The sequence below is a fragment of the Roseibacterium elongatum DSM 19469 genome (assembly GCF_000590925.1).
In the GTDB taxonomy this organism is placed as follows: Bacteria; Pseudomonadota; Alphaproteobacteria; order Rhodobacterales; family Rhodobacteraceae; genus Roseibacterium; species Roseibacterium elongatum.
Genome location: NZ_CP004372.1, coordinates 1,737,847 through 1,762,048, shown reverse-complemented (window position 1 = coordinate 1,762,048; position 24,202 = coordinate 1,737,847). Strand labels below are relative to the sequence as shown.

Annotated in this window: 27 protein-coding genes and 2 pseudogenes; 16 read left to right on the top strand and 13 right to left on the bottom strand. The window is 66.8% G+C overall.

All coding sequences use genetic code 11. The features are described 5' to 3' along the window. Positions 1–8 precede the first annotated feature (8 nt). A complete protein-coding gene (locus ROSELON_RS08555) occupies positions 9–2,081 on the top strand; it encodes a capsular polysaccharide biosynthesis protein (RefSeq protein ID WP_025311996.1) in 2,073 nt (690 codons plus the stop codon). A 19-nt stretch (positions 2,082–2,100) separates the two neighbouring features. Here the strand turns inward: ROSELON_RS08555 and ribD are convergent. From ribD to ROSELON_RS08535, 4 genes and pseudogenes are all read right to left on the bottom strand, one after another. Then, positions 2,101–3,185 (bottom strand): annotated as a pseudogene (ribD, locus tag ROSELON_RS08550) (bifunctional diaminohydroxyphosphoribosylaminopyrimidine deaminase/5-amino-6-(5-phosphoribosylamino)uracil reductase RibD). 33 nt (positions 3,186–3,218) lie between these two features. Beyond that, entirely contained in the window at positions 3,219–3,686 is a 468-nt protein-coding gene (nrdR, locus tag ROSELON_RS08545) for a transcriptional regulator NrdR (protein WP_025311995.1), read from the bottom strand. A gap of 166 nt (positions 3,687–3,852) precedes the next feature. Then, positions 3,853–4,279, bottom strand: a pseudogene (locus ROSELON_RS08540) (secondary thiamine-phosphate synthase enzyme YjbQ). 124 nt (positions 4,280–4,403) lie between these two features. Beyond that, positions 4,404–5,048 (bottom strand): DUF2161 domain-containing phosphodiesterase, encoded by a 645-nt coding sequence (locus ROSELON_RS08535; protein WP_025311994.1) that lies wholly within the window; start codon positions 5,046–5,048, stop codon positions 4,404–4,406. 101 nt (positions 5,049–5,149) lie between these two features. On the opposite strand from ROSELON_RS08535, the gene ROSELON_RS08530 reads away from it, so the two are divergent. From ROSELON_RS08530 to ROSELON_RS08515, 4 genes are all read left to right on the top strand, one after another. Then, positions 5,150–5,821, top strand: coding sequence for an SDR family oxidoreductase (locus tag ROSELON_RS08530; RefSeq protein WP_025311993.1), 672 nt, complete (start codon positions 5,150–5,152; stop codon positions 5,819–5,821). A 171-nt stretch (positions 5,822–5,992) separates the two neighbouring features. Continuing rightward, positions 5,993–6,283: a 50S ribosomal protein L28 gene (gene rpmB / locus ROSELON_RS08525; RefSeq protein WP_025311992.1), complete on the top strand. Its 291-nt coding sequence runs from the start codon at positions 5,993–5,995 to the stop codon at positions 6,281–6,283. 130 nt (positions 6,284–6,413) lie between these two features. Next, positions 6,414–6,779, top strand: a complete 366-nt coding sequence (locus tag ROSELON_RS08520; protein ID WP_025311991.1) for a hypothetical protein — start codon at positions 6,414–6,416, stop codon at positions 6,777–6,779. A gap of 50 nt (positions 6,780–6,829) precedes the next feature. Then, positions 6,830–7,342: a copper chaperone PCu(A)C gene (locus tag ROSELON_RS08515; RefSeq protein ID WP_025311990.1), complete on the top strand. Its 513-nt coding sequence runs from the start codon at positions 6,830–6,832 to the stop codon at positions 7,340–7,342. A gap of 126 nt (positions 7,343–7,468) precedes the next feature. Here the strand turns inward: ROSELON_RS08515 and ROSELON_RS08510 are convergent, their stop codons facing one another. Beyond that, a complete protein-coding gene (locus ROSELON_RS08510) occupies positions 7,469–8,161 on the bottom strand; it encodes an NAD-dependent deacylase (RefSeq protein WP_025311989.1) in 693 nt (230 codons plus the stop codon). Between the two features lie 35 nt (positions 8,162–8,196). On the opposite strand from ROSELON_RS08510, the gene ROSELON_RS08505 reads away from it, so the two are divergent. Then, the gene (locus tag ROSELON_RS08505) at positions 8,197–8,640 is read left to right on the top strand and encodes a low molecular weight protein-tyrosine-phosphatase (protein WP_025311988.1); all 444 of its coding nucleotides are present in this window, start codon (positions 8,197–8,199) and stop codon (positions 8,638–8,640) included. A 10-nt stretch (positions 8,641–8,650) separates the two neighbouring features. Here the strand turns inward: ROSELON_RS08505 and ROSELON_RS08500 are convergent, their stop codons facing one another. The 3 genes from ROSELON_RS08500 to ROSELON_RS08490 all read right to left on the bottom strand — a co-directional run bounded on the left by ROSELON_RS08500 (position 8,651) and on the right by ROSELON_RS08490 (position 10,677). Continuing rightward, positions 8,651–8,953 (bottom strand): hypothetical protein, encoded by a 303-nt coding sequence (locus tag ROSELON_RS08500; RefSeq protein ID WP_025311987.1) that lies wholly within the window; start codon positions 8,951–8,953, stop codon positions 8,651–8,653. Between the two features lie 125 nt (positions 8,954–9,078). Then, positions 9,079–9,519: a DsrE family protein gene (locus tag ROSELON_RS08495; RefSeq protein WP_025311986.1), complete on the bottom strand. Its 441-nt coding sequence runs from the start codon at positions 9,517–9,519 to the stop codon at positions 9,079–9,081. Positions 9,520–9,624: 105 nt separating this feature from the next. Continuing rightward, positions 9,625–10,677: a Glu/Leu/Phe/Val family dehydrogenase gene (locus ROSELON_RS08490; RefSeq protein ID WP_025311985.1), complete on the bottom strand. Its 1,053-nt coding sequence runs from the start codon at positions 10,675–10,677 to the stop codon at positions 9,625–9,627. A 146-nt stretch (positions 10,678–10,823) separates the two neighbouring features. On the opposite strand from ROSELON_RS08490, the gene ROSELON_RS08485 reads away from it, so the two are divergent. Together ROSELON_RS08485 and ROSELON_RS17435 are read left to right on the top strand one after the other, a co-directional pair. After that, positions 10,824–11,279, top strand: a complete 456-nt coding sequence (locus ROSELON_RS08485) for an Lrp/AsnC family transcriptional regulator (protein ID WP_025311984.1) — start codon at positions 10,824–10,826, stop codon at positions 11,277–11,279. Positions 11,280–11,405: 126 nt separating this feature from the next. Further along, on the top strand, positions 11,406–12,176 hold the full coding sequence (locus ROSELON_RS17435; RefSeq protein WP_025311983.1) for a class I SAM-dependent methyltransferase: 771 nt from the start codon (positions 11,406–11,408) through the stop codon (positions 12,174–12,176). 199 nt (positions 12,177–12,375) lie between these two features. On the opposite strand, the gene ROSELON_RS08475 is transcribed toward ROSELON_RS17435, so the two are convergent. After that, positions 12,376–13,041 carry a hypothetical protein gene (locus tag ROSELON_RS08475; protein WP_217520200.1) on the bottom strand — a complete coding sequence of 222 codons (666 nt, stop codon included), beginning with the start codon at positions 13,039–13,041 and terminating at the stop codon, positions 12,376–12,378. A 296-nt stretch (positions 13,042–13,337) separates the two neighbouring features. On the opposite strand from ROSELON_RS08475, the gene lepA reads away from it, so the two are divergent. Then, positions 13,338–15,137, top strand: coding sequence for a translation elongation factor 4 (lepA, locus tag ROSELON_RS08470; protein WP_025311981.1), 1,800 nt, complete (start codon positions 13,338–13,340; stop codon positions 15,135–15,137). Positions 15,138–15,281: 144 nt separating this feature from the next. On the opposite strand, the gene ROSELON_RS08465 is transcribed toward lepA, so the two are convergent. Together ROSELON_RS08465 and ROSELON_RS08460 are read right to left on the bottom strand one after the other, a co-directional pair. Further along, positions 15,282–15,629: a hypothetical protein gene (locus ROSELON_RS08465; protein WP_025311980.1), complete on the bottom strand. Its 348-nt coding sequence runs from the start codon at positions 15,627–15,629 to the stop codon at positions 15,282–15,284. A 127-nt stretch (positions 15,630–15,756) separates the two neighbouring features. Then, positions 15,757–16,032, bottom strand: a complete 276-nt coding sequence (locus tag ROSELON_RS08460) for a hypothetical protein (RefSeq protein ID WP_025311979.1) — start codon at positions 16,030–16,032, stop codon at positions 15,757–15,759. Between the two features lie 251 nt (positions 16,033–16,283). Between ROSELON_RS08460 and ROSELON_RS08455 the strand changes: the two genes are divergently transcribed. Both ROSELON_RS08455 and ROSELON_RS08450 read left to right on the top strand, forming a co-directional pair. Then, on the top strand, positions 16,284–16,463 hold the full coding sequence (locus ROSELON_RS08455) for a hypothetical protein (RefSeq protein ID WP_025311978.1): 180 nt from the start codon (positions 16,284–16,286) through the stop codon (positions 16,461–16,463). Between the two features lie 63 nt (positions 16,464–16,526). Then, positions 16,527–17,021: a cytochrome b gene (locus tag ROSELON_RS08450; protein WP_025311977.1), complete on the top strand. Its 495-nt coding sequence runs from the start codon at positions 16,527–16,529 to the stop codon at positions 17,019–17,021. Here the strand turns inward: ROSELON_RS08450 and ROSELON_RS08445 are convergent. Beyond that, entirely contained in the window at positions 16,987–17,769 is a 783-nt protein-coding gene (locus ROSELON_RS08445) for an alpha/beta fold hydrolase (protein WP_025311976.1), read from the bottom strand. The genes ROSELON_RS08450 and ROSELON_RS08445 overlap by 35 nt on opposite strands. A gap of 97 nt (positions 17,770–17,866) precedes the next feature. Between ROSELON_RS08445 and ROSELON_RS08440 the strand changes: the two genes are divergently transcribed. Continuing rightward, positions 17,867–18,367, top strand: coding sequence for a hypothetical protein (locus ROSELON_RS08440; protein WP_025311975.1), 501 nt, complete (start codon positions 17,867–17,869; stop codon positions 18,365–18,367). Here ROSELON_RS08440 and ROSELON_RS08435 read toward each other — a convergent pair whose 3' ends face one another. Continuing rightward, positions 18,368–19,801, bottom strand: coding sequence for a Glu/Leu/Phe/Val family dehydrogenase (locus tag ROSELON_RS08435; RefSeq protein ID WP_025311974.1), 1,434 nt, complete (start codon positions 19,799–19,801; stop codon positions 18,368–18,370). A 276-nt stretch (positions 19,802–20,077) separates the two neighbouring features. On the opposite strand from ROSELON_RS08435, the gene ROSELON_RS08430 reads away from it, so the two are divergent. From ROSELON_RS08430 to ROSELON_RS08415, 4 genes are all read left to right on the top strand, one after another. Continuing rightward, positions 20,078–21,700 (top strand): TadE/TadG family type IV pilus assembly protein, encoded by a 1,623-nt coding sequence (locus ROSELON_RS08430; RefSeq protein ID WP_025311973.1) that lies wholly within the window; start codon positions 20,078–20,080, stop codon positions 21,698–21,700. Beyond that, the gene (locus ROSELON_RS08425) at positions 21,697–22,254 is read left to right on the top strand and encodes a TadE/TadG family type IV pilus assembly protein (protein WP_025311972.1); all 558 of its coding nucleotides are present in this window, start codon (positions 21,697–21,699) and stop codon (positions 22,252–22,254) included. Before ROSELON_RS08430 ends, ROSELON_RS08425 begins: the two co-directional genes overlap by 4 nt. An 11-nt stretch (positions 22,255–22,265) precedes the next feature. After that, a complete protein-coding gene (locus ROSELON_RS08420; protein ID WP_156945902.1) occupies positions 22,266–22,820 on the top strand; it encodes a TadE/TadG family type IV pilus assembly protein in 555 nt (184 codons plus the stop codon). A 124-nt stretch (positions 22,821–22,944) separates the two neighbouring features. Further along, entirely contained in the window at positions 22,945–24,198 is a 1,254-nt protein-coding gene (locus ROSELON_RS08415) for a sarcosine oxidase subunit beta family protein (protein ID WP_025311970.1), read from the top strand. The last annotated feature ends 4 nt before the right edge of the window (positions 24,199–24,202 follow it).

The following is a 24,202-nucleotide window of genomic DNA, read 5'->3' as shown; positions in this document are numbered from 1 at the left end:
CTGCCGACATGCGCCCGCGATCCGCTTCCAACCACGCGGGAACCGGTGCGCGGCAGCGGGCCTACCATTTCAACGCCGGGTTTCTCACCAACGCGCGCGTCCGGCGCATCCTGACCCTAGCCGGATACGACCTGCGCCTGGGCAAACCGGGGCCGGAGGATTGCGTGCTTGTCTGGGGTCATTCGCGCTATGCCCCCCGCGGCGAGAAAGCCGCCACTGCCAGCGATGCCACCCTGGTGCGGATCGAGGACGCGTTTCTGCGCTCGCTGCATCCCGGCCGCTCGGGCGACGCCCCACTGGGGCTGGTGATCGACGGCCAGGGCATGCATTTCGATGCGTCGCGCCCCTCGGATCTCGAGGATATTCTGGCGCGTCATCCCTTGGACAACACCGCCCTGATGGACCGCGCGCGCGAAGTCATGGCGCGGATCGCCGACGCCCACCTGACGAAATATTCCGCCACCGATCCCGATCTTGCCCCGCCCCCGCCCGGCTACGTGCTGGTCATCGACCAGACGCGCGGCGATGCCTCGGTCCGGTTGGGGGCGGCCAATGCCGACAGTTTCGCCGAGATGCTGACCTGGGCACGGCAGGATCACCCCGACGCGCAGATCGTCATCAAGACCCACCCTGAGACGCGCAGCGGCCACCGCCACGGCCATTTCGATCCGGCCACCCTGCCCGAGGGCGTCGTGATCGAGGATCGTCCGATCTCGCCCCAGCGCCTGTTCGAGGGCGCGCGTGCGGTCTACACCGTGAGCTCGCAACTGGGGTTCGAGGCCATCATGGCCGGCCATCGCCCGGTGACCTTCGGCGTGCCGTTCTACGCCGGCTGGGGCCTGACCGACGACCGGCGGCCGATACCGGCGCGCCGCAACCGGACGCTCAGCCGCGCGCAACTGGTGGCCGCCGCGCTCATCCTCTACCCGACCTGGTACGATCCCTATGACGACCGCCTGTGCGACATCGAAACGGCGCTCGGCGCGCTCGAGGCGATGACCCGCGCCTGGCGCGAGGATCGCACCGGCCATGTCGCCGTCGGCATGCGGCGGTGGAAACGTCGGCATCTCAGGGCCATGTTCCAGACCTCGGGCGGCACGCTGGATTTCATCGACGAGCCCGCGCGCGCCGCCGCCGATGGCCGCCCCGTCATGGTCTGGTCCGGTCACGAGACCCGCCCCCTCCGCGCGGCCTGCGCACAGGCCGACCGCCCCCTGCACAGGGTCGAGGACGGGTTTCTGCGCTCGCGCGGGTTGGGCGCGGCCCTTGTTCCGCCATTGTCCTTGGTCCTCGACGATCTGGGCATCTACTACGACCCGACGCGGGACAGCCGGCTGGAACAGCTGATCGCCCAGGCCGCCCTCGCCCGGCCCGAGGCGCTGCGCCGTGCCGAGCGTCTGCTGGGCCGGCTGCGCAAACTGCGTCTGACGAAATACAATCTCGATGGCGCGACCGCGGTCACCCGCCCCCCCACGGGCCGCGCCATGATCCTCGTGCCCGGCCAGGTCGAGGATGATGCGTCGATCCGGCTGGGTGCCGGAGAAATCTGCACCAACGAGGAACTGCTGCGCACCGCGCGGCGGCTGCACCCTTCGGAATGGATCGTGTACAAGCCGCACCCGGATGTCGAGGCCGGATTGCGCCCCGGCCAGATCCCCGAGGACCGCCTCGCCGCGCTGGCCGATCACGTCGCGCACAGGGCAGATGCCGACGCCTGGCTGAACGCGGCCGATCGCGTCGTGACCATGACCTCGAACATGGGGTTCGAGGCACTGATCCGTGGTGTTCCCGTGACCACCCTGGGCGCGCCCTTCTATGCCGGGTGGGGCCTGACGACCGACCTTGGCGACGTGCCCGCGCGCCGGTCGGCGCGGGTATCGCTGCCGGCGCTGGTCCATGCCGCCCTGATCGCCTATCCGCGCTATCACGACCCGGTGACAGACCGGCCCTGCCCCGTCGAAATCGCGGTGGACCGTCTGTCCCGAGGCCAGACCGGCGCGCGCCCCGTGCGGCTCCGGGCGCTGGCAAGGCTGCAGGCTTGGCTTTCGGATTACAGCCATCTGTGGCGCGGCCGGGGCTGACCCGCGCCGGGCGGGCCGGCTACGCCTCGGCCGATCGCGACCAGAGCGACAGCACGTCCCCATCCAGCACCTGCGTATCGCGCAAGGCGAAGCGCGGCGCGTCCGACAGGGCCGCGATCCCCATCGCGCCGATCGAAGGCGTGCCCTCGGCCCCAAGCGCCAGACCGGCCGCCAACATGGCCAGGTCGTCCACCAGATCCGCCGCCAGCAACGTCGCGGCCAAGGCCCCGCCGCCTTCGCAGAACACCCGCGTCAGCCCCCTGGCCCCAAGGGCCGCCAGCGCCGCCGCACCGTCAAGCTGCCCCCCCGGCCCGGCCGCCACCTCGATCAGTGTCGCGCCCGCCGCGTCCCAGCGGTCGCGGGCCCTGGCCGGGGCATCGGGGCCATGGCAGATCCAGACCGGCACCTGCCGCGCCGTCCGGCCAAGGGTGCTGTCGAGCGGCAGGTCCAATCGCCGTGACAGCACCACGCGCACCGGCTGATGCACCATCCCCAGGCCCCGCACGGTCAGCGACGGGTCATCGGCCCGCGCCGTTCCCGCCCCGACCAGCACCGCATCATGCCGCGCCCGGGCGCCATGCACCCAGCGCCGCGCCTGCGGGCCCGTGATCCAGCGGCTTTCCCCGGTGGCCGTGGCGATCCGCCCGTCCAATGTCGCCGCCAGCTTCAGCGTCACGGCGGGCCGCCCCAGCCGGACACGGGTCAGAAACCCCGCGTGATCGCGCAGGGCCTCGGCCTCGCACACCCCGGTCTGCACGGCGATTCCGGCGGTGCGCAGCCGCGCCACGCCGCCGCCATCGGTGCGCGGGTCGGGGTCACGCGTGGCGACGACGACCCGCGCAAGCGCGGCCGCGATCAGCGCCTCGGAACAGGGCGGTGTCTGTCCATGATGATTGCACGGCTCGAGGCTGACATAGGCCGTCGCCCCATGGGCGTGCGACCCGGCCTGCGCCAGCGCCACCACCTCGGCATGGGGCCGGCCCCCCTGGCTGCGTCCAGCCGCGCCCGATGACGCGCCCCGCCTTGACGATCACACAGCCCACCGCCGGGTTGGGCCAGCACCGCCCCTGCCCCCGACGCCCCCAGCGCCAGCGCCAGACGCATCCAGCGCGCGTCCTGCTCGTCATGGTCCATGGGTCAGCTGCCGGGCTGCACCGGCGGTCGCAACTCGGCCAGGAAATCCTCGAAATCGTCCGTGGCCTGAAAATTCTTGTAGACGCTGGCAAACCGCACATAGGCGACAGTGTCGATCGCGGCCAGGCGCTCCATGACGATCTCGCCGATGGTTTTCGACGGGATATCCGTCTCGCCCATGCTTTCCAGACGGCGCACGATGCCCGAAATCATCTGGTCGATCCGCTCGGGCTCGACGGGGCGCTTCTGCAACGCGATCCGCACCGAGCGCTCCAGCTTGTCGCGCTCGAAATCCTCACGTTTGCCGTTCGACTTGACGACGACCAGATCGCGCAGCTGCACGCGTTCATAGGTGGTGAACCGCCCCCCACAGGCCGGGCAAAAGCGCCGCCGCCGGATCGCCACGTGATCCTCGGCCGGGCGCGAATCCTTCACCTGGGTGTCTACATTTCCGCAAAACGGGCAGCGCATGGCCGTCCCCTTTCCTGTCCCATCGCGCGGGGATCTCGCCGCGCCTGCCTCATACCTTGGGTCTGATGCCCACTTATCCACAGGCACTATAGGTCAGCGGTCAGGGCTTGGGTAGAGGTCAATTCCCGCCACAAGATCAAGGGGGATCAAGGGTGGCGAAACGGACTCACCCCGCCCGGTCGGGCAGGAAATGCGCCGCCACGCGCCGCCGATGGGGCCGCGCCCGATGCTCGACCAGGTAGATGCCCTGCCATGTCCCCAAACGCATCCGCCCGCCCAGCACCGGAACCTGCAACGACACCGGCAACAACGCCGCCTTGATATGGGCCGGCATGTCGTCCGGCCCCTCCAGCACATGGGCCAGCCACCGCATCGACGGGTCGTCGGCCGGCGGGACCAACCGGTCGAAAAACCCCATCAGGTCCGCCTGCACATCCGGATCGGCGTTTTCCTGGATCACCAGACTGGCCGAGGTGTGGCGCACCATCAGCGTCAGCACCCCGTCGCCCTGCCCTGCAATCCACCGCGCCACATCGCCCCGTGAACGCGACCATCCCGGCCCCGCGCGTCTCGATCTCGAATTCCGTCTGCATGGCATGCCTCCCCGCCCCCATCTTTATCCTTCAAATATGCCACGTGCGCAGCACGTCAGCGAGGCAAGGGGCTCGATGCCCCTTGCCTCGCTTCCCCGGGCGACGCCAAAGGCGGCGCAATCCCTCAGCCCGACAGCGCCGCCTGCCCCGCCGCGCTCAGCGCATAGATCCCCGTCTCGACCTTGACGAACCAGCCATAGTGATTGTCCCGCATGATCGTCGTGGCGCGCACGACCCCTGTCGCGGCTTTCACCGCCGCCCCCTTGCACGGGCCTTGACCCGCCAGATGCCGCGCGCAGGCCAGCGCGTCCTGCCGATAGGCCGTCATCCGCACCCCTTGCGTGCCGCCCGCACTCGGGTCGCCCCGGCGGCGCGCGAATTCCGACAGCATCGCATCGCGCCGCCGCGCGTTGCGGCGCGGTGCATAGGGCCCCGGATCGCAATGCACCTCGACCAGCCCCGTCTCCAGCCGCACCGTCAACAGGCCCAGGCCCAGGCGCCGCGCCAGTTTCACGTTGTCGGCCAGCGCCTTGCCAAAGGCCCGCCCCCGGCCGCGCGGCACGGCAAGATACACCGCCTCGCTGACCGCCAAACGCGCGATCCCCTGGTGAAACAGCGCCAGCGAAAAGCCCGTTTTCAACTCCACGATCACCGGCTCGGCGCCGTCCTTCACCGCCATCACGTCGGCCGGGCCGATCTCGCCCTTCACATCATAGCCGGCATCCTCGAGAAAGGCCTTGATCGGGGGGTAGAGGTCGGTCTCGCGCATGGTGGCGTCACTCTAGCGCCTGCACCGCGACGCACAATCCCGGGCGATGGAACCCGGCCCTGCGGCCCATGTTGACCCCGCAACCACCAAGGAGATCTCCCATGACCAAGACCCTCTTCATCACCGGCGCCTCCACGGGCATCGGCGCCGCCACCGCCCATGCCGCCGCCAAGGCCGGCTGGAACGTCGCGCTTTTCGCCCGCTCCGCCGACAAGCTCGACGCGCTGGCGGCCGAGATCGGCGAGCAGGCCCTCGCCCTGCCCGGCGACGCGACCTCCTACGACGATCAGGCCGCGGCCCTGCAGCGGGCTGTCGATCATTTCGGCGGCCTCGACGCGGCCTTCGCCAATGCCGGCCGCGGCCTTGGCACACCGGGCACCGAGGCCGGCGACCCCGAGGAATGGCGCGGCCTCGTCGATCTCAATATCATGGGGCTGCTCTACACGGCCAAGGCCGCGATTCCCCACCTCAAGCCGAACAAGGGCAGCCTCGTGCTGACCGGCTCGGCCGCCGGGCGCCGCCATATCAAGGGCTCGATCTACGGGGCGTCGAAATGGTTCGTGCATGGCTTTGCCGGCAACCTGGCCGAGGAGATGCGCGACTGGGGCGGGCGCTGCACCGTCATTGCGCCCGGCATGGTGGACACGCCCTTTTTCGACCAGGCCAAGCCCGATAAACTCAGGCCCGAGGACGTGGCCGACGCGGTGATGCACGCCCTTCGGGCCGACCCGCGCAACACGGTGCTCGAGATCCATCTCTTTCCGACGCATTGACCCCGATCGCGGCCGATTCCCGGCTTGACACCCCAGGGTGGCGCGCTTAAAGCCTGCGCAGATTTATCGGGCGTGGAGGCCCTCTCCGCGCCCTTTTGGTTTCCGCAGCTCCGGCACTTGGCCCCGATGGCCCGGTCCACCGGCCCGCTGCCCAGAACGAGGACGAAGACCATGTCGCGTGTCTGCGAACTGACCGGCAAGGGCCCGATGACTGGCAACAATGTCAGCCACGCCAACAACAAGACCAAGCGCCGTTTCCTGCCGAACCTGAGCGAAGTGACCCTCGGCTCGGACATTCTCGACCGCCGCTTCCGCCTGCGCGTTTCGAACGCCGCGCTGCGCACGGTCGACCATCGCGGGGGCCTCGATGCCTTCCTGTCCCGCGCGAAAGAGGCCGACCTGTCGCCCAAGGCCGTCAAGATCAAGCGCGAGATCGAAAAGGCGCAGGCCGCACAGGCCTGATCCAGCGATCCAGCGAAGTTTCGCACGCCCCGTTGGCCCCGGCCTGCGGGGCGTTTGCGTATGACCCGGCCCCATCCGCAGCCATTTTGCCGCAGCGCGGGCGCGCGGGGGCGTCATTAGACTGAGGGGGATGAGAACGACCCACTTCATCCTCGGCTTCGCGCTCGCGATGCTCATGTCTATCACGGGCCTTGCGACCGCCATGGCCCGTGGCGCGATGGCGGCCGATGGCGTGCTGTGCGGCTATGGCGGCGCGCAAATCGTTCTTGCGGTCGATGGCCTGCCCTTGTTCGACGACCGGGGCGATCCGGTCGAACTGACCGAACACCCCTGCCCCGATTGCGTGATCGGCGCGCTGGCGCTTGCCCCGGGGACACTCGTGGCCCCGCCTGTCACCGGCCCCGCCTCCGCGCTCTCCGACACGACCTTCTCCGCCCTCGCTCCGACGCTCTGGCGTCTGGGGGGACAGGGGCGCAGCCCGCCCCGCGCGGCCTGATCCCACCCCTCCAACCAAAGCCAGACCTTTTCGGACAGACGGAGACAGACATGTCCTTCAAATCCCTGATCCTCGCGGGCGCCTGCGCGCTCATCCCCGCGCTCGCCTCGGCCCAGATGGCCGTCGAAGACCCCTATGCCCGCGCTGCCAGCGCCATGGCGATTTCCGGCGCGGCCTTCATGACCATCACCAACGAGGGCGAGGTGGATGACCGCCTGATCGCCGCCGCCTCGGACGTGTCCGAGCGGGTCGAGTTGCACACCCACATCATGGATGGCGACGTGATGCGCATGGTCGAGGTCGAGGAAGGCTTTGCCGTGCCCGCAGGCGAAAGCATCCAACTGCAACGCGGGGGTCTGCATGTCATGTTCCTCGGCCTGCGCGAGCCGCTGGAAACCGGCAACGAGATCGAGGTCACCCTGACCTTCGAGAATGCCGGCGACATGACCGTGACCATCCCTGTCGACAACGAGCGGATGCCGGCCCAGATGGGCACCGGCGGCATGATGCATGGCGCGCCCGAGAACGCGGGCGGTCACATGATGATGGACAGCGACGGCTGACATCGCCCCATCCGGGCGCGGCGGCCTGTTCCTTGGTCACCGCCCCGGCCCCGTGCCCCGCGCCGGCAAGGGTGGGGCCGGCGACGGCGCGCCAGACTGTTCCATCCATCGACAGGCGCGCCGCCGTTATGCCCCCAGGACCTCGGCCACCCAGGCCGGCACCGCCTCGGTCGCCTTGCCCGCGATCATGCGGTCGAACCGCCCCGGCGCAGGCGCGGGATCGAGGTTGATCTCCAGCGTCTCGGCGCCCGCCTCCTGCGCGATCTCGACAAAGCCGGCCGCCGGATAGACCTCGCCCGAGGTTCCGATCGCCACGAACAGATCCGCCGCGCCCAGCGCGGGCAGGATGCGCTCCATGTGATAGGGCATCTCCCCGAACCACACGATATCGGGGCGCGTGGCGGGGGTGCCGCAGGCGGGGCAGGTATCGGCCGGGTCCATCACGCGCGGCGCGTCCCAGCGATGCCCGCAAGCGGCACACAGCGCGCGGGTGATTTCCCCGTGCATATGCACCACCGCGCCGCTGCCGCCGCGCTCGTGCAGATTGTCGATATTCTGCGTGACCAATAGCACCTCGCCCGGAAAGCCCGCCTGCAAGCGCGCCAGCGCCGCATGCGCGGCGTTCGGGCTGGCCTCCAGCGCATTTGCCCTTCGCGCATTGTAGAAATCCAGCACGAGACGCGGGTTGCGGGCGTAGCCCTCGGGCGTGGCGACCTCCGACAGGTCATAGCGGGTCCATAGCCCGTCCTTGTCGCGAAACGTGCCCAGCCCGCTTTCGGCCGACACGCCCGCCCCGGTCAGAATGACGATCCGCTCCATTGCGCCCCTCCGCATTCGCTGGCACTTCTTCCTGCATGACCGACCGTATCCTGTGCGTCTGCCTTGGCAATATCTGCCGCTCGCCCACCGCCGAGGGCGTTTTGCGCGCCCGCCTGCCCGACCACCACATCGACAGCGCCGGCACCGGCGACTGGCATATCGGCAAGCCGCCCTACGGCCCTGCACAGGCCGCGGCCCTGACGCGGGGCTATGATCTGTCCGGCCTGCGCGCACGGCAGGTCAGCCGGGCCGATTTCCACCGGTTCGACCTGATCCTTGCAATGGATTCGGAAAACCATGCCGATCTCGCGCGCATGGCGCCCGAGGGCGCGCGCGCCGCGCTGGCGATGTATCTGGATCCGCTCGGCGGGGGCGACGTGCCCGATCCGTATTTCACCCGCGATTTCGAGGGGGCGCTCGACCTGATCGAACAGGCTGCCCATCTCTGGGCGGCCCGCCTGCGCGGGGCGTCCGGCTAGCCGACGCTGCCTAGCGGCACATGGCCTCGGCCATCTCGCCGAAATTGCGCCAGCGCTGCCAGATCGCTTCGTCCCGCGGGGTATCGGAAAGCTGCACGCGTTGCGCCTCTTCCGGGTCGCGGAAAAACCGCGCGCCCAGGCGCATGTCGGCGCGCGTCAGGGTCCGGTCCGCCGCCTCGCCGATACAGGCGCACAGCACGCGCGAGGCCGAAGGCCGGTCGGAACTCAGGCAGGCGCGTTCGATAGGGTTGGCAAAGGCCGGGGCCGCAAGGGCCGCGCAGATCGTCACGGACGCGATCAGAATGCGTGTCATGTCACTGTGCCTCGGGTTGGTATGGGTCCACGGGTCTTGCGCCCGTTGGGGACAGAATGCGCCAAAGGCGTGATTCTGTCCATGGCGGGGCCGATCACATCAGCCCCGGCCATTTCGCGATCGGATCAGAACGACCAGACGATGGTGCCCTCGGCCGCCATGGCCCCGGCCATGGCCGGGGGCTGGGCCACGCCCACGCCGTCGATCAGCACGCTTTCATCCGCGCCCAGGCCCGGCAGGTAGATGGCGCAGACCTCGACCGTGGCGCCAGCCTCGATCAGGTTCATCAACAGGCCCTGCGGGCTGGCGCCGCGCGGAGGCTGCGGGGCGGTGGCGCTTTCGGGCGCATCGGCCAGCGCGAGGTCGCCGCCGGGGCCGCACAGCAGCACGCGCACCGGGTGGCCCTGCTGGGCGGCCTGGCCGGTCAGAACCATCGACATCAGCTGGGTCTGCGGGTTCTCGGCGGTCACGACCGTCACCAGCGGGGCGGCGTCCTGGGCCAGCGCCATGGGGGCGGCGGCACCGAGGGTCAGGCCGGCGGCAACGAGCATCGAAACGAAACGCATGGGGGTCTCCTGTGAAACATAAGCAATTATTTGCTATGTCACACATATACCTTATCGGCGCCCGGATGCCCGCGCGACCTCTCGCCGCGTGCCCGTCCGATCCCGTCAGGCGGCGCTGTCGTGTCGCAGCAGTCGCTCGGCCACCACGTCATCGGCCACGCGATGCGGGCTGACGGCCTCGGCCTCGGAACGGGCGAGGATGCGCGCGGTCATCACGCGCAGCGCGGCCAGCTTGTCGCTGACGAAACGGCGGCGGTCGGCCAGCCCCAGGATTTCCGTGGCCACATTCACGATGCCGCCCGCGTTGGCGACGTAATCCGGCACATAGAGGATACCGCGCGCCCGCAGCGCATCGCCGGCCGCGTCATCGGCCAACTGGTTGTTCGCCGCGCCACAGACGATTTCGGCCTGGACGCCCGCAACACTGTCCTGCGTCAGCACACCGCCGACGGCACAGGGCGCCAGGATATCGCAGGGCACGGACAGGATGGCCTCGGGCGCCACCACCTCGGCGCCGAAACTCGTCGCGGCCCAGGCGGCCCGCTCGGCATCCATGTCGGACACGATCAGATCGGCCCCCGCGGCCCGCAGCAGCTTGGCCAGGTGCCAGCCGACATGCCCCAGACCCTGGATCGCCACGCGACGCCCCTGCAACACGGGGCTGCCCCAACGCTGTGCGGCGGCCACGCGCATCGCGTAGAAGACGCCGCGCGCCGTCACCGGCGACGGATCGCCCGAGGCATGCGCCCCCTCGTCCAGCCCCGCGACATAGCGCGTCTCGCCGCGGATCACCGCCATGTCGGCGGGCGACATGCCCATATCCTCGGCCGTCCAGTACCGCCCCGCCAGCCCATCGATGGCCCGCGCAAAGGCGCGCAATTGCGCTTCGGTCTTCTGCGCCGGGTCGCCCAGGATCACCGCCTTGCCGCCACCCAGCGGCAGATCGGCCGCCGCATTCTTCAGCGTCATGCCGCGGCTCAGGCGCAGCACATCCTCCAGCGCCTCGTCCTCGGACCCGTAGGGCCGCATCCGCAAGCCGCCCGCCGCCGGGCCGCGCGCGGTGGAATGAATGGCAATGAAGCCGGTCAGCCCCGCCTCCGCGTCCTCGACGCGCAAAACGGTCTCGTGGGTGTCGGTGTCGATCCGGGTCGTGTGCATGGGAAACCTCCTGTTGGACTTTTCGTCCCTTCCTGCATCCAGCCTAGGCGACAACCGGCAGCGTGTTTCACCAAACTGACCCCAGAAAACTGGCCTCGCGCGCGCATTTCCACTATTATGGGGATATTCCTTAGGGGAATACGCCAATGGACAAGATTGACAGCCAGATCATCGCCCAACTGCAGCAGAACGCGCGCCTGTCGATCACCGACCTGGCCGACCGCGTGGGCCTGACCCCCACCCCCTGCGCCCGCCGCGTCCAAAGGCTCGAGGAAGACGGCATCATCACCGGCTACACCGCCCGCGTCGACGCCGCGAAACTGGGCCTGCCGCTGACCGTCTTCATCTTCGTCGAGCTGGAACGCCAGAGCCACGAAACCTTGCGCAATTTCGAAACCGCGATCCGCCGTTTCGACGAGGTCGTGGAATGCCACCTGATGACCGGCACCCGCGATATCCTGCTCAAGGTGGTGGCCCCCGACCTCAAGGCCTTCGATCGCTTCCTCGAGGATCACCTCGTCCACGTCCCAGGCATCCGCGCCACGCGCTCCAGCTTCTCGCTGCGCACGATGGTCAGCCGCGAGGTGTTGCCGAGGGGATGAGCCACACGCGAGGGGCCGCGGCGACGCCGGGTTTGCCGCGTGACTTGCCTGACGGTGCCGGGTAGAGGTCCATCATGACGCCGACGGTTTTCCGACCGGCGCCGAGTGAATGCAAGGGAAACGCAAATGCAGCGACTTGATGGAACCAGCTTTTCCTCGCCCCAGGCTTTCGCGGAAGCAAGCGATGGACAGGAACGGCTCATCACGACGTTGCACCCCAAGGACAACATGCTGCCCGCAGGGCAAGAAGGTCTGTACTATTGGATGGGTCGCACGGCCCTCGATTGCATCAAGGCGGTTGCGCCCGACCGAGACTTCGACCGCATCCTCGATCTACCCAGCGGTTACGGAAGGGTCATGCGCCATCTCCGCGCTGAATATCCGAACGCCGCCATCGTCGCGTGCGATATCGACACCGATGCGATTGCCTTTTGTGCCGAAACATTCGGCGCACGCCCGGTCCCGTCTTTCGCGGATATCAGCCGCACAGACATCGACGGCACGTTCGATCTGATCTGGGTCGGGTCTCTCTTCACTCATTTGGATGCGGCCTCGGCAGACGCTTTGTTCAAGCTGCTGCACGACAAGACGGCAGCTGGCGGTCTACTCGCATTTTCAATCGCCGGTCGTTTCGTCTACGAGCGGGCGGTCGAAGGTGAGTTGGGCGGCCTGCAACCGGCCACGTTCGCAGAGATGCGGGTGCAGTTCGAAAAGGACGGCTTCACCTTTGGCTCGTATCGCCCCGGCATCGTGGACGAAGCCAACTATGGGCGGGCTTTCATTGCCGAGGAATGGCTCGAAGCGAAGCGCAGGGAATTGGGCGGGTTCGACCCGCTCGCATATATCGACCGCGGTTATGCACGTCGCCAGGATGTCGTGATCTGGGAAAAGGCGTAGCCGGACTAGGCACAGGGCGAATTCGCCACACCTTGGGCCAAGATCCGCCGCCTAGACGCGGTCGTGACCTGTCATCTGATGATCGGCAGTCGCGCCATGCTTTGCAGCTTATCGCTGCCCGGAACGCTTGCATGCGGGCGGTTGCCGTGAAGCGGCCTGGGTGGGGCGGCCCCTGCGTCCGGGGCGAGGCGCCGGCACGTCACTGCGCGGCGCGTACCGCCTCGGTGCCAATATCCGGGTCGACGCGCAGCACCGGCTTGCACAGCCCCACGGCACGCCGCACGGCCTCGGCGGTCGGGCGCCCGCAGACACCATTCACCCGCAGCCAGTCCTCGTGAACCCCGACGATGCGCAAGGGAAATCCATGCCGGAGACCGACGATCCGTGCCGCGGCCAGGCGATGCGTCGCCCCGTTCTCGTGAACCAGACTGCCATCGTGCCAGACAATGGCCCGACCCAGGCCGCCGGTCCCGAAGGCCGACCTTTTATCGGCGCGATAGCCCTCACGCGACATGCTTTCGAGCAGATCGAGGTAACAGGCCTCAATCAAGGCCGGGATCTGCGACACCTCGGTAATCTCGTAACGCTTGTGCCGGTAATGCCCTGTCCGGGCCAGGGCGTCTTCGATGTCACGAAAGGTGGCGCTTGTCGCAAGATCCGCGCGGTGGATCCAGATATCGCGCATCCGGCGGTAGGTTTTGCCCGCCTCGAACGGGGTCGCGACAAAACGGCCACCGGTCACGACCATGCCCCGACTGGCCCGCGCGGCGCGGTTCACCGCGGCGGTCACCGGACGTGGCAAATACCGCACCCGCTGGGTCGTGGTCCAGACACGGCGCAGCGCCACATCCCGGACAGTTGTCACGATTTGAGAAGGATCCGCTTCGACAGTAAACGGTTTGGGACGATTGCTTTCTTTCATGCACCACACGCCTGCTGGTGCCCCCGGCGCGCAAAATGCGCACAAATCGACCCTCCAGACAAGCGTTTTCGCGTCGCATCGACCAAAGTGGCCCGGCGCGGCAATGGCGCTCCACCGCACCACGGCCGAACGGGGCAGTCCGCGCGCGACGTTCACCGCAAAGACAGGCGCGCCGCGCCCTTCCCTCTCGACATGCCTTAAGCTACATCCCCTCTTGACCCAATCCCATGCAGGCCGCCATGACCGACCTCTCCCGTATTCGCAACTTCTCGATCGTCGCCCATATCGACCACGGCAAGTCCACACTCGCCGACCGTCTGATCCAGCTGACCGGCACCGTGGCCGAGCGCGACATGAAGGAACAGCTGCTCGACGCGATGGATATCGAGCGCGAGCGCGGCATCACCATCAAGGCCAACACCGTCCGCATCGAATACCCCGCGCAGGACGGGCATACCTATATCCTCAACCTGATCGACACGCCCGGCCACGTGGATTTCGCCTATGAGGTCAGCCGCTCGATGCAGGCGGTCGAGGGATCGCTGCTGGTCGTCGATGCCACCCAGGGGGTCGAGGCGCAGACACTGGCCAATGTCTATCAGGCCATCGACGCCGATCACGAGATCGTCCCCGTCCTCAACAAGATCGACCTGCCCGCCGCAGAACCCGACCGCGTGAAGGAACAGATCGAGGATGTCATCGGGATCGAGGCCCATGACGCGATCGAGATCAGCGCCAAGACCGGCCTCGGCATTCCCGACGTGCTCGAGGCCATCGTGGCCCGCCTGCCCGCCCCCACGGGCGACCGCGACGCGCCGCTCAAGGCGATGCTGGTCGACAGCTACTACGACCCGTATCTCGGCGTCGTCGTCCTGATCCGCGTGATCGACGGCGTCATCAAGAAAGGCGACCGCGTCCGCATGATGAAGACGGGCGGCACCTACCAGATCGACAGGCTGGGCGTCTTCCGCCCCAAGATGCAGGACATCGCCGAGCTTGGGCCGGGCGAGATGGGGTTTCTGACCGCCTCGATCAAACAGGTGCGCGACACCCGCGTGGGCGACACGATCACCCATGAAAAACGGCAATGCGACACCGCGCTGCCGGGCTTCAAGCCCTCGCAGCCCGTGGTGTTCTGCGGCCTTTTCCCGGTGGACAGCAACGATTTCGAGGATTTGCGCGACGCGATCGAGAAACTGGCGCTGAACGACGCCTCCTTCTCCTCCGAGATGGAGACCTCGGCCGCGCTCGGCTTCGGGTTTCGCTGCGGGTTCCTCGGGCTGTTGCATCTCGAGGTCATCCGCGACCGTCTGGAACGCGAATACGATATCGACCTGATCACCACCGCGCCCTCGGTGATCTATCACGTCCACATGAAGGACGGCACCATGCAGGAGTTGCACAACCCCGCCGACATGCCCGACCTGACCCATGTGGACCATATTGAAGAGCCGCGGATCAAGGCGACCATCCTCGTGCCCGACGACTATCTGGGCGATGTGCTGAAACTCTGCCAGGATCGCCGCGGCATCCAGCTGGATCTGACCTATGCCGGCAGCCGCGCGATGGTGGTCTATGACCTGCCGCTGAACGAGGTGGTGTTCGATTTCTACGACCGGCTGAAATCGGTGACCAAGGGCTATGCCAGCTTCGACTATCAGATGATCGGCTACCGCGAGGATTTCCTCGTCAAGATGCAGATCCTTGTGAATGACGAACCCGTCGATGCGCTGTCGATCATGGTGCATCGCGACCGGGCCGAGATGCGCGGCCGCGCCATGTGCGAAAAGCTCAAAGAGCTGATCCCCCGCCACATGTTCAAGATTCCGATCCAGGCGGCCATCGGCGGCCGCGTGATCGCGCGCGAAACGCTGGCCGCCCTGCGCAAGGACGTGACCGCCAAATGCTATGGCGGCGACGCCACGCGGAAAAAGAAGCTGTTGGAAAAGCAGAAGGCCGGCAAGAAGAAGATGCGCCAGTTCGGCAAGGTCGAGATCCCGCAATCGGCCTTCATCAACGCGCTGAAGATGGATGGGTAGGGCGGGACTTGTCCCGCCGCCCCCCGGCCCGGGTGGGGCATTGATCGCAACACGATCTACAAAAGCTTTGGGTCGGCCCGGCGCCTGAGCAACGCTTGAAAACCCCGGCCGCCCCTGATCGGGACGGCCGGGGCGGGTCATGCCTCACCAATGGTGGTCGCAGGTCGCGTACATGGTGATCGACGCCTCGTTGATCGCCGTCGGGCGGCCCGAGCGGTTGGTCACCTCGATGCGCCAGCTGCGGGTCGAGGCCGGGTAGCTGGCCGTCACCACCAGCGGACCGGCCGGGTTGAGCTGGTCGTTGTTCTCGAACCCGCCCGCGACGACATAGTGATGCGCCGGGCAGGTGATCGTCACCTCCTGCGAGCCGCCCGCCGCGATGACCGGCAGCGTCATCGTTTCACTGAAGACCTCGTGAGCGCTCGCCTGTGTCGCGACCGCAAGACCGGCGGCGACGATGGTCGTAGCAAGGACGTTTTTTGAACAGAGCATGATAACCCCCCTTTGGTTGCAATAGGGGATCAGGGTCCCGATTCGTTGACCTAGCGTCAAGATTCGTACCGCCCGATTCGCGGTCAATAGCGGAATCGACGCAAGCCCCGCATCCGGCTCCGCACGCTCAGCCCGAGCCGCGCACCGCCTCGGGATGCGCTGTCATGTAGCCCCTCAGTACCGCGAACAACGCCTTGGCATGGGCCACGTCATCGGCGTGCAGCGCCGCGCGGATATCTTCGCAGATCTTCAGTTGAACCTTCTGCGGCCCGCCATGTTCGTGCATCAGCCGCTCGACCTCGGCGACGGCGGCGGCTTCGGTGATGTGGTCATGCTCGGCCACCGCCGCGATCTCTTCACGGGTCAGGCTGCACATGTCTTCCATGTCATCCAGCGTGATCATCTTCCCCCCTTTCCGGACGCACCACCCCCCGTGGTGCCCCGACGGGGGTAGTCTAGCATCATCGGGGCCCCTAGGTCTTGACCCCCGTCAAGGCGGCGCGGCGACCGCCGGGCGGGCGGGTCCATGTATGCACGGGGTGTGTACAGGGTGTGACGTCGTGAGTCCGGGCGCTTGATCGGGATCAAGGCAGTGTGACCGCGTATATGATTGACAGGGGCAAGGATACGTTTCACCCGTTCGGAGGGCTATTCATGCGCCTGTTCTTGCTGATTTATACCTTGGCCTCGACCGCGCTTGCGGGCATTGGCATCACCGCCGTCCTCGCCGCCGGCATGGACGGCTGGCAGCCCATCGTCATCGCCGCCGCCATCGGCGCCGTGGCCGGCCTTCCCGCCGCCTGGGTTTCGGCCAACAAGATCCGCGAACTCTGAAATTCCCCGTTTGCCTTGCGTATGATAGGCTGGACAGGACCCGCCTGAAACAGGAGCCTGTCCATGTCCGACGCTGCCGGTTACTCGCGCACGCAGATCCTGCTGCATTGGGGCACGGTCCTGTTGGTGGCGCTGCAATACCTGCTGCATGGCGGTGTCGCGACGGCCTATGATCGCGCCGTGGAGACAGGGGATTACGCCGTGACCCTGCCGGTGGCGCTGCATGCCGCCGGGGGTATGGCGATCCTGCTTCTGGCGACGGCGCGGCTGCTGTTGCGCAAGGAACACGGCACGCCCCCACCGCCCGAGGGCGAACCGCCCCTGTTCCAGAAACTGGGCCATGGCACGCATCTCGCCTTTTACGGCCTGCTGTTCTTGCTGCCGGTCACGGGGGCCGCGGCCTGGGGTGGCCAGATGGCGGGGGCCAGCACCGCGCACGAGGTGCTGAAAACCGTCCTTCTGATCCTGATCATCGCCCATGTCGGGGCGGTGGCCCTGCATCAATGGGTCTGGAAAACCGGGCTTATCCGGCGGATGACGGTGCCCCGCCCGGAGTGAGAAAGGCGCGCAGGGCGGCCTCGAACTCGCGCGGTTTGTCGGCGTGCAGCCAATGCCCCGCGCCGGGCAGCTTGGCAAAGCGCGCCTGCGGAAACAGCGCCTTGATGGTGGGGCGATCTTCGCGCTTCACGTAATCGGACCTGGCCCCGCTCAGGAACAGGCTGGGGCCGTCGAACGCGCCCTGGACCTTCGGAAAGGACAGGATCGCCGTCATATCGCGTTCCAGCACGTCGAGGTTCAGGCGCCAGCGCCGCCCCTTGACGTCGAGCGATTGCAGCAGAAAGGCCCGCACCCCCGCCTCGGGCACATGCCGCGCCAGTTGGGCATCCGCGTCGCGCCGCGTCGCGATCGCCGACAGGTCCAGACGCCGCATCGCATCGATCAAGTGCTGCTGCGTATGCGTATAGGCCACCGGCGCGATATCGGCGACCACCAGCCGGCGCACGGCGCGCGGCGTGCTCAGCGCCAGCACCATGGCCGCCTTGCCCCCCATCGAATGGCCCACCACGTCCGCCAGGCCGCCATGCGCGGCGATCACCTCGGCCAGGTCCCCAGCAAGATCGGGATAGGTATGGCTGGCCTTCCACGGGCTGTCGCCGTGATTGCGCATGTCCACGCACAGGACCCGGCGGGTATCGGACAACCGCTTGGCGATGACGCCCCAGTTCCGGCCCGAGCCGAACAGACCATGCACGATCAGGATGGGCGGCTGCGCCTCGTCCGCGCCATATGGGTACACCGTCAGCATGGCCGCCTTCTATCGCCGCCACGGACCGGATGCCAGCATGGGCTTGCGTCGCGCGGACAGGACGGTATGTGGAACGGACGAAACCCGAGGGCTGCCCATGGCGCAGGAGCGCGACGACATCCTTGCCGAGATCACGCCCCAACCGCTGCGGCGCGGCCTGGCCGTGGGCATGTTGGGGGCGCTTGGCGCGCTTGTGCTGAACCTGGCGGCCCAGCATCCGCCGCAGGAGCTGGGGTTCCTGGTCTTTCTGGTGGTCTTCGGGCTCGGCGCGCTATGGCTGGCCTGGCGCATGTGGCAGGCCAGCGCGGTGACGCTGGAACTGACGCGCGAGGACCTGCGCGAGGCGGGGCCGGAGGGGCGCATTCTGTGCCGCCTCGACAATGTCGTCCGGGTCGAACGCGGGCTGACCGCCTTCAAACCCGCGAACGGGTTCGTGGTGCGCCTGAAATCGCCCATGTCGCGGGTCTATGCGCCCGGTCTGTGGGTCCGCTCGGGGCGGCGTCTGGCCGTTGGCGGGGTCACGGCCGGCAGCCAGGCGAAATCGACCGCCGATCTGATGAACGTGCTGCTGGTGCAGCGCGCGCAACAGGGCGATTGATCAGATCCCCTTGGCCTGATAGCTGGCGGCCACCCTCTCGATCCCCACGATGAAGCCCGCAGTGCGCAGATCGGTAACATCGTCGCGGCCCCACCACACCTCGCGCATGGAGCCATAGGCCGCGCGCATCGTGTCATCGAGGCCCGAGCGCACCAGTTCCAACTCGTCAGCTCCGCGCAGGTATTTCTGCTTGAAATCCGGCGTCATGGACCACGCCCCGCCCAGATGCTCGTCCAGGCGCTGCAACTCGTCCACGATCAGCTGGTGGCGCGCCTCTTCCTGGCGGCGCTGCATCCGGCCAAAGCGGATATGGCTGAGGTTCTTGACCCACTCGAAATAGGACACGGTCACGCCGCCCGCATTGGCGTAAAGATCGGGGATGATCACCGCTCCCTTGTGGCGCAGCACCTCGTCGGCCCCGGCGGTGATCGGGCCGTTGGCGGCCTCGATGATCAGCGGCGCCTGGATGTCGGCGGCGTTGTGCATGTTGATCACCCCCTCCAGCGCCGCCGGGATCAGGATATCGCACTCGGCCTCGAGCACCTTGACGCCATCCTCGTGGTAGGTGCCGAAGGGGCAATTCCTGACGCCGCCATGGCCCAGGATCCAGTCATGCACGGCCTGCACGTCAAGGCCGGCCGGATTTTCCAGCGCGCCGTCGCGCTCGACCACATGGGTGATCTTGCACCCGTCCTCGGTGCTCAGAAACAGGGCGGCGTGATAGCCCACATTGCCCAGGCCCTGCACGATCACGCGCTTGCCGTCGAGAGACCCGGACAGCCCGGCCTGCTTCACGTCCTCGGGGTGGCGGAAGAACTCGCGCAGGGCGTATTGCACACCGCGGCCCGTAGCCTCGACCCGGCCCTGGATGCCCCCGGCATGGGGCGGCTTGCCCGTCACGCAGGCCCGCGCGTTGATGTCGGTCGTGTTCATGCGCTGATACTGGTCGGCGATGATCGCCATCTCGCGCTCGCCCGTGCCCATGTCGGGGGCGGGCACGTTCTGCGCCGGGTTGATCATGTCGCGCTTGATTAGCTCGTAAGCGAAGCGGCGCGTGATCTTTTCCAACTCGTCGGGTTCGTATTGACGCGGATCGATGCACAGACCGCCCTTCGATCCGCCGAAAGGGGCCGTGACCAGGGCGCATTTGTAGGTCATCAGCGCCGCCAGCGCCTCGACCTCGTCCTGATGGACGGTGGGGGCATAGCGGATGCCGCCCTTGACCGGCTCCATATGCTCGGAATGGACCGAGCGATAGCCGGTAAATGTGCGAATTTCGCCGCGCAGCTTGACGCCGAAGCGCACCGTGTAGGTGGCGTTGCAGACGCGGATCTTTTCCTCCAGCCCCGGTGGCAGGTCCAGCAGGGCCGCCGCGCGGTTGAACATCAGATCGACGGACTGGCGGAAACTCGGCTCTCCGGTGGGCGTGGACATGGCGCAACCTCCCCTTGCAGCGTGACGAACCGGGGGGCGCGATCCGGGCGACCGGGCCCCGTGCACATCCCGGAAGGTCGACATGATCGTCCCCGCCAGCACAACCCCAAAATGCGAAATACCGCCGAAATCGCCCGGCAACCGATTGGTCAGCTTTTGGAAACGTCGCGTTTCTTGCGCGGTCTCGCCCCAATTCCGCCTTGCTTGGCGAGGACAAGGTGCGGCGCCGCAATGTCTCTTGACGGACGTTCACGACGGTTCTTGGGAGAACACACCATGGGTGACCGAACAACGCCGGCCGGGCGCCGCGCCCGCCACCAGGCCAAGGCCCGCAGGGGCCGTCTGCTGACCCGGTTCATGGGGGACGAGGACGGAACGATCACGTCCTTCGCCCTGATGATCTTTGTTCTGATGGTCGGCGTCGGGGGCATTGCGATCGACATCATCCGCTACGAGACACAGCGCGCGCAGTTGCAATACACGCTCGACCGCGCGGTTCTGGCCGCGGCGTCCGTGACACAGCCGCTTAACCCCATCGGGGTGGTCGAGAATTATTTCGAGGTCTCGGGACTGCAGAACTATCGCCTGAATGTCGAATTGGACGAAGGCTTCAACTACCGCCGGGTCGATGCCTATGCCGAGATGGAGATCAACTCGCTGTTCATGCACATGTTCGGTGTGCGGGTCCTGACCTCGCCGGCCACGGGCGCCGCCGAAGAGCGGATCCGCAATGTCGAGATTTCCATGGTGCTCGACATCTCGGGCTCGATGCGGTCGCACAGCCGCATCCAGAACATGCGCAATGCGGCGCGCGAATTCGTCACGACCGTTCTGGAGGCCAACGAAAGCAACCAGGGCAACCTCGTGTCGATTTCCATCGTGCCCTATAACGGCATGGTCAATGCCGGCGACACGATCGCCTCGGTGTTCACCCTGACGAACGAGCACAGCCAGTCGAACTGCGTCCGCTTCAGCGAGGCCGAGTTCGCCCGGACAGAGATCTTCCCCGATCAGGCGCTGCAACGGATCGCGCATTGGGACCATGACGATCACAACCAGTATGACGATTTTGACGATCCCTATTGCCCGACGAACAATTACGGGGCGATCCTGCCCTGGGAGCATGACGAAACCACGTTGCACAACCACATCAACAGCCTGAACGCCGATGGCTGGACCGCGATCGACCTTGGCATGAACTGGGCCGTGGGCCTGCTGGACCCCGCCGCGCGCCCCGCCTTGAACGCGCTGATTGCCGCTGACGAGGTGGACGCGGATTTCGAGGACCGGCCCGCCGACTATACCGATGACGAGACGATCAAGGTCGTCGTGCTGATGACCGATGGCGAGAACACGAACCAGTACGATCTGCGCAGCCCCTACAAAAGCGGCAATTCCCCGATCTTCTATCACGCAGATCACGACCGCTATTCCGTCTATGTCGCGTCGCGCGATCAATACTGGGTGTCGCGCTACGACCCGGACGACTATTCGGGCTGGTGGTCGGACGAGCCCTATGACGGCGACGAGTCGGTCGCCCTGTCCTGGACCTATCTCTGGGCCAACTACACGGCGCGCTACATCGCCGATCGCTACCTCAAGGTGCCGGCGCATTATTCGGGCAACTGGTCGGTCTATAACGGCGTGCGCTACGACGCCGACTACCAGTATGCGGGCCGCAGTGCCGCGGATGCCAACCTGCGCTCGGTCTGCACCGCCGCGCAGAACGCCGGTATCCTGATCTTCTCGATCGGGTTCGAAGCCCCGGACGGCGGCCAGCGTGTCATGCGCGACTGTGCCAGCTCGGATGCCCATTATTATGACGTGGACGGGATCGAGATCTCGGATGCCTTCGCCTCGATCGCGCGCAGCATCAACCAACTCAGGCTGGTGCAATGACGCGAAAACCGACAGCGACAGGCATCCTGCCCTCCCGGCTGGTCCGTTTCCTGCGGGACGAGACGGCGACGGCGACGATGGAGTTCGTGATCATCTTTCCGGCCATCATGATGCTGTTCATCGCGTCCTTCGAGACGTCGATGATCATGACGCGGCAGGTCATGCTGGAACGGACGCTGGATCAGGCCGTGCGCGTGCTGCGCCTGGCCAAGGGGCTGACCGTGTCCTCGGATGATATCCGCGACACGATCTGCGCGAACACCAGCCTGCTGCCCGACTGCACCGAGTATCTGACCGTGGATCTGCAGGTCATCGACCGTGCGAGCTATGACACGCCCGACGACAATGACCTCTGCGTCCACCGGTCCGACGAAACGGCAAGCCCGCAGAACCAGTTCACGGTCGGTGTGGACAACGACATCATGCTGGTGCGCGTGTGCATGATCGTGGACCGCATCGTGCCGTTTTCGGGCTACGGGCTGAACCTGACACGCGACGACTCGGGCGGGCTGCACATGACCGCCGCCTCGGTCTTCGTCAACGAGCCGGATTGAAGGAGACCGCCATGCCCTCTCGCCTCCTTCGCCGTTTCTGGAATGATACCGGGGCCGCCGTGGCCTTTGAGACCGTGCTGGTTCTGCCCATGCTGATCTGGGCCTTTATCGGCAGCTTCGTCTTTTTCGATGCGTTCCGCGTCTACAACACGTCGATCAAGGCGACCTACATGATCGCCGACATGATCTCGCGGCAGACCTCGACCGTCTATGCCTACGATATCGCGGGCATGACCAATATCATGGGCTATGTCGTCCGCGACGTGCCCCCGGTCGAGATGCGGGTGACGCAGATCGGCATGGTGAGCGGGACGTACCGGGTGGATTGGTCCTATGGCGTCAACGGGGCGGCCCGGCTGTTCAATGCCAGCCTGTCCCAAGTCGAGCATCTGCTGCCCGAAATGGGCAATGGCGAGCGTATCGTTCTGGTCGAAACCACCGTGGCTTATGACCCGCCCTTCGACTTGGGGCTGACGGCCATCGACTTCGAGAATCAGACGCTGGTGCGGCCGCGCTATGCCGGCCAGGTTCCCTTCGACGACGACGACACGCCCCCCAACTCGTGACCGCAGTCCCGGTCGCCGCGCACCGGGCGCATGTCGCATGCAGGCTTTTGTTTTCGGCGTGATCGCCCAATAGTGGATCGGGGGCGTCGCGCGCGCCCCCATCGAGCCGAATTGGGGGCGAGGCATGCGGTATTCCGGCTGGCAGGTGCTGGCACAGGGGCTGACGGGCAACCGGGGCTGGCATCCTGCCTGGCGCTCGCCCGATCCCAGGCCCGACTATGACATCGTCCTGATCGGGGGCGGTGGGCACGGGTTGGCCACGGCCTTCTACCTTGCCAAGGAACACGGCCTGACCAATGTCGCGGTTCTGGAAAAAGGGTATCTGGGCGGCGGCAATGTCGGGCGCAACACGACCATCGTGCGCGCCAACTACATGCTGCCGGGCAATTCCGAGTTCTACTCGCATTCCCTGAAGTTGTGGGAAAAGCTGTCTGGCGAATTGAATTACAACGTGATGCATTCGCAGCGCGGCATCATCAACCTGTTCCATTCCGACGGTCAGCGCGACGCCTATGCACGGCGCGGCAATGCCATGATCAATCAGGGCGACGACGCGATCCTGCTGGATCGCGAGGGCGTGCGGCAGATCCTGCCCTATCTCAATTTCGACCAGACACGCTTTCCGATCTATGGCGGGCTTTGGCACAAACGCGGCGGCACCGCGCGCCATGACGCCGTGGCCTGGGGCTATGCGCGCGGCGCGGATCGGCGCGGCGTCGACCTGATCCAGAATTGCGAGGTCACCGGCATCGACATCGAGGCTGGCCGCGTGCGCGGGGTGCAGACGACGCGCGGCGCGATCCGGGTAAAAAAGGTGGGCATCGTGGTGGCGGGCCGCTCCAGCCAGGTGGCGGCGATGGCGGGGCTGCGCCTGCCGATCGAGTCCCACATCCTTCAGGCCTTCGTCACCGAGGGGCTGAAACCCGCGATCGACCATGTCGTAACCTACGGGATGGGCCATTTCTACATCAGCCAATCCGACAAGGGCGGGCTGGTTTTCGGCGGCGATCTGGATTTCTACGCCTCCTACGCGGCGCGCGGCAACCTGCCCATGGCCGAACATGTGATGGAGGCAGGCATGACCCTGATGCCGATGATCGGCAAGGCCAAGCTGTTGCGCAGTTGGGGAGGGATCATGGACATGTCGCCCGACGGCTCACCCATCATCGACAAGACGGGGATCGAAGGGCTCTACCTCAATTGCGGCTGGTGCTACGGCGGGTTCAAGGCGGTGCCGGGATCGGGCTATTCCTTTGCCCACCTGATCGCGCAGGACAGGCCCCACGCCCCCGCCGCGCGCTTTCGCCTCGACCGCTTTGCCACCGGCCACGGGTTGATGGACGAGGAAGGCACCGGCAGCCAGCACAACCTGCACTAGGGGG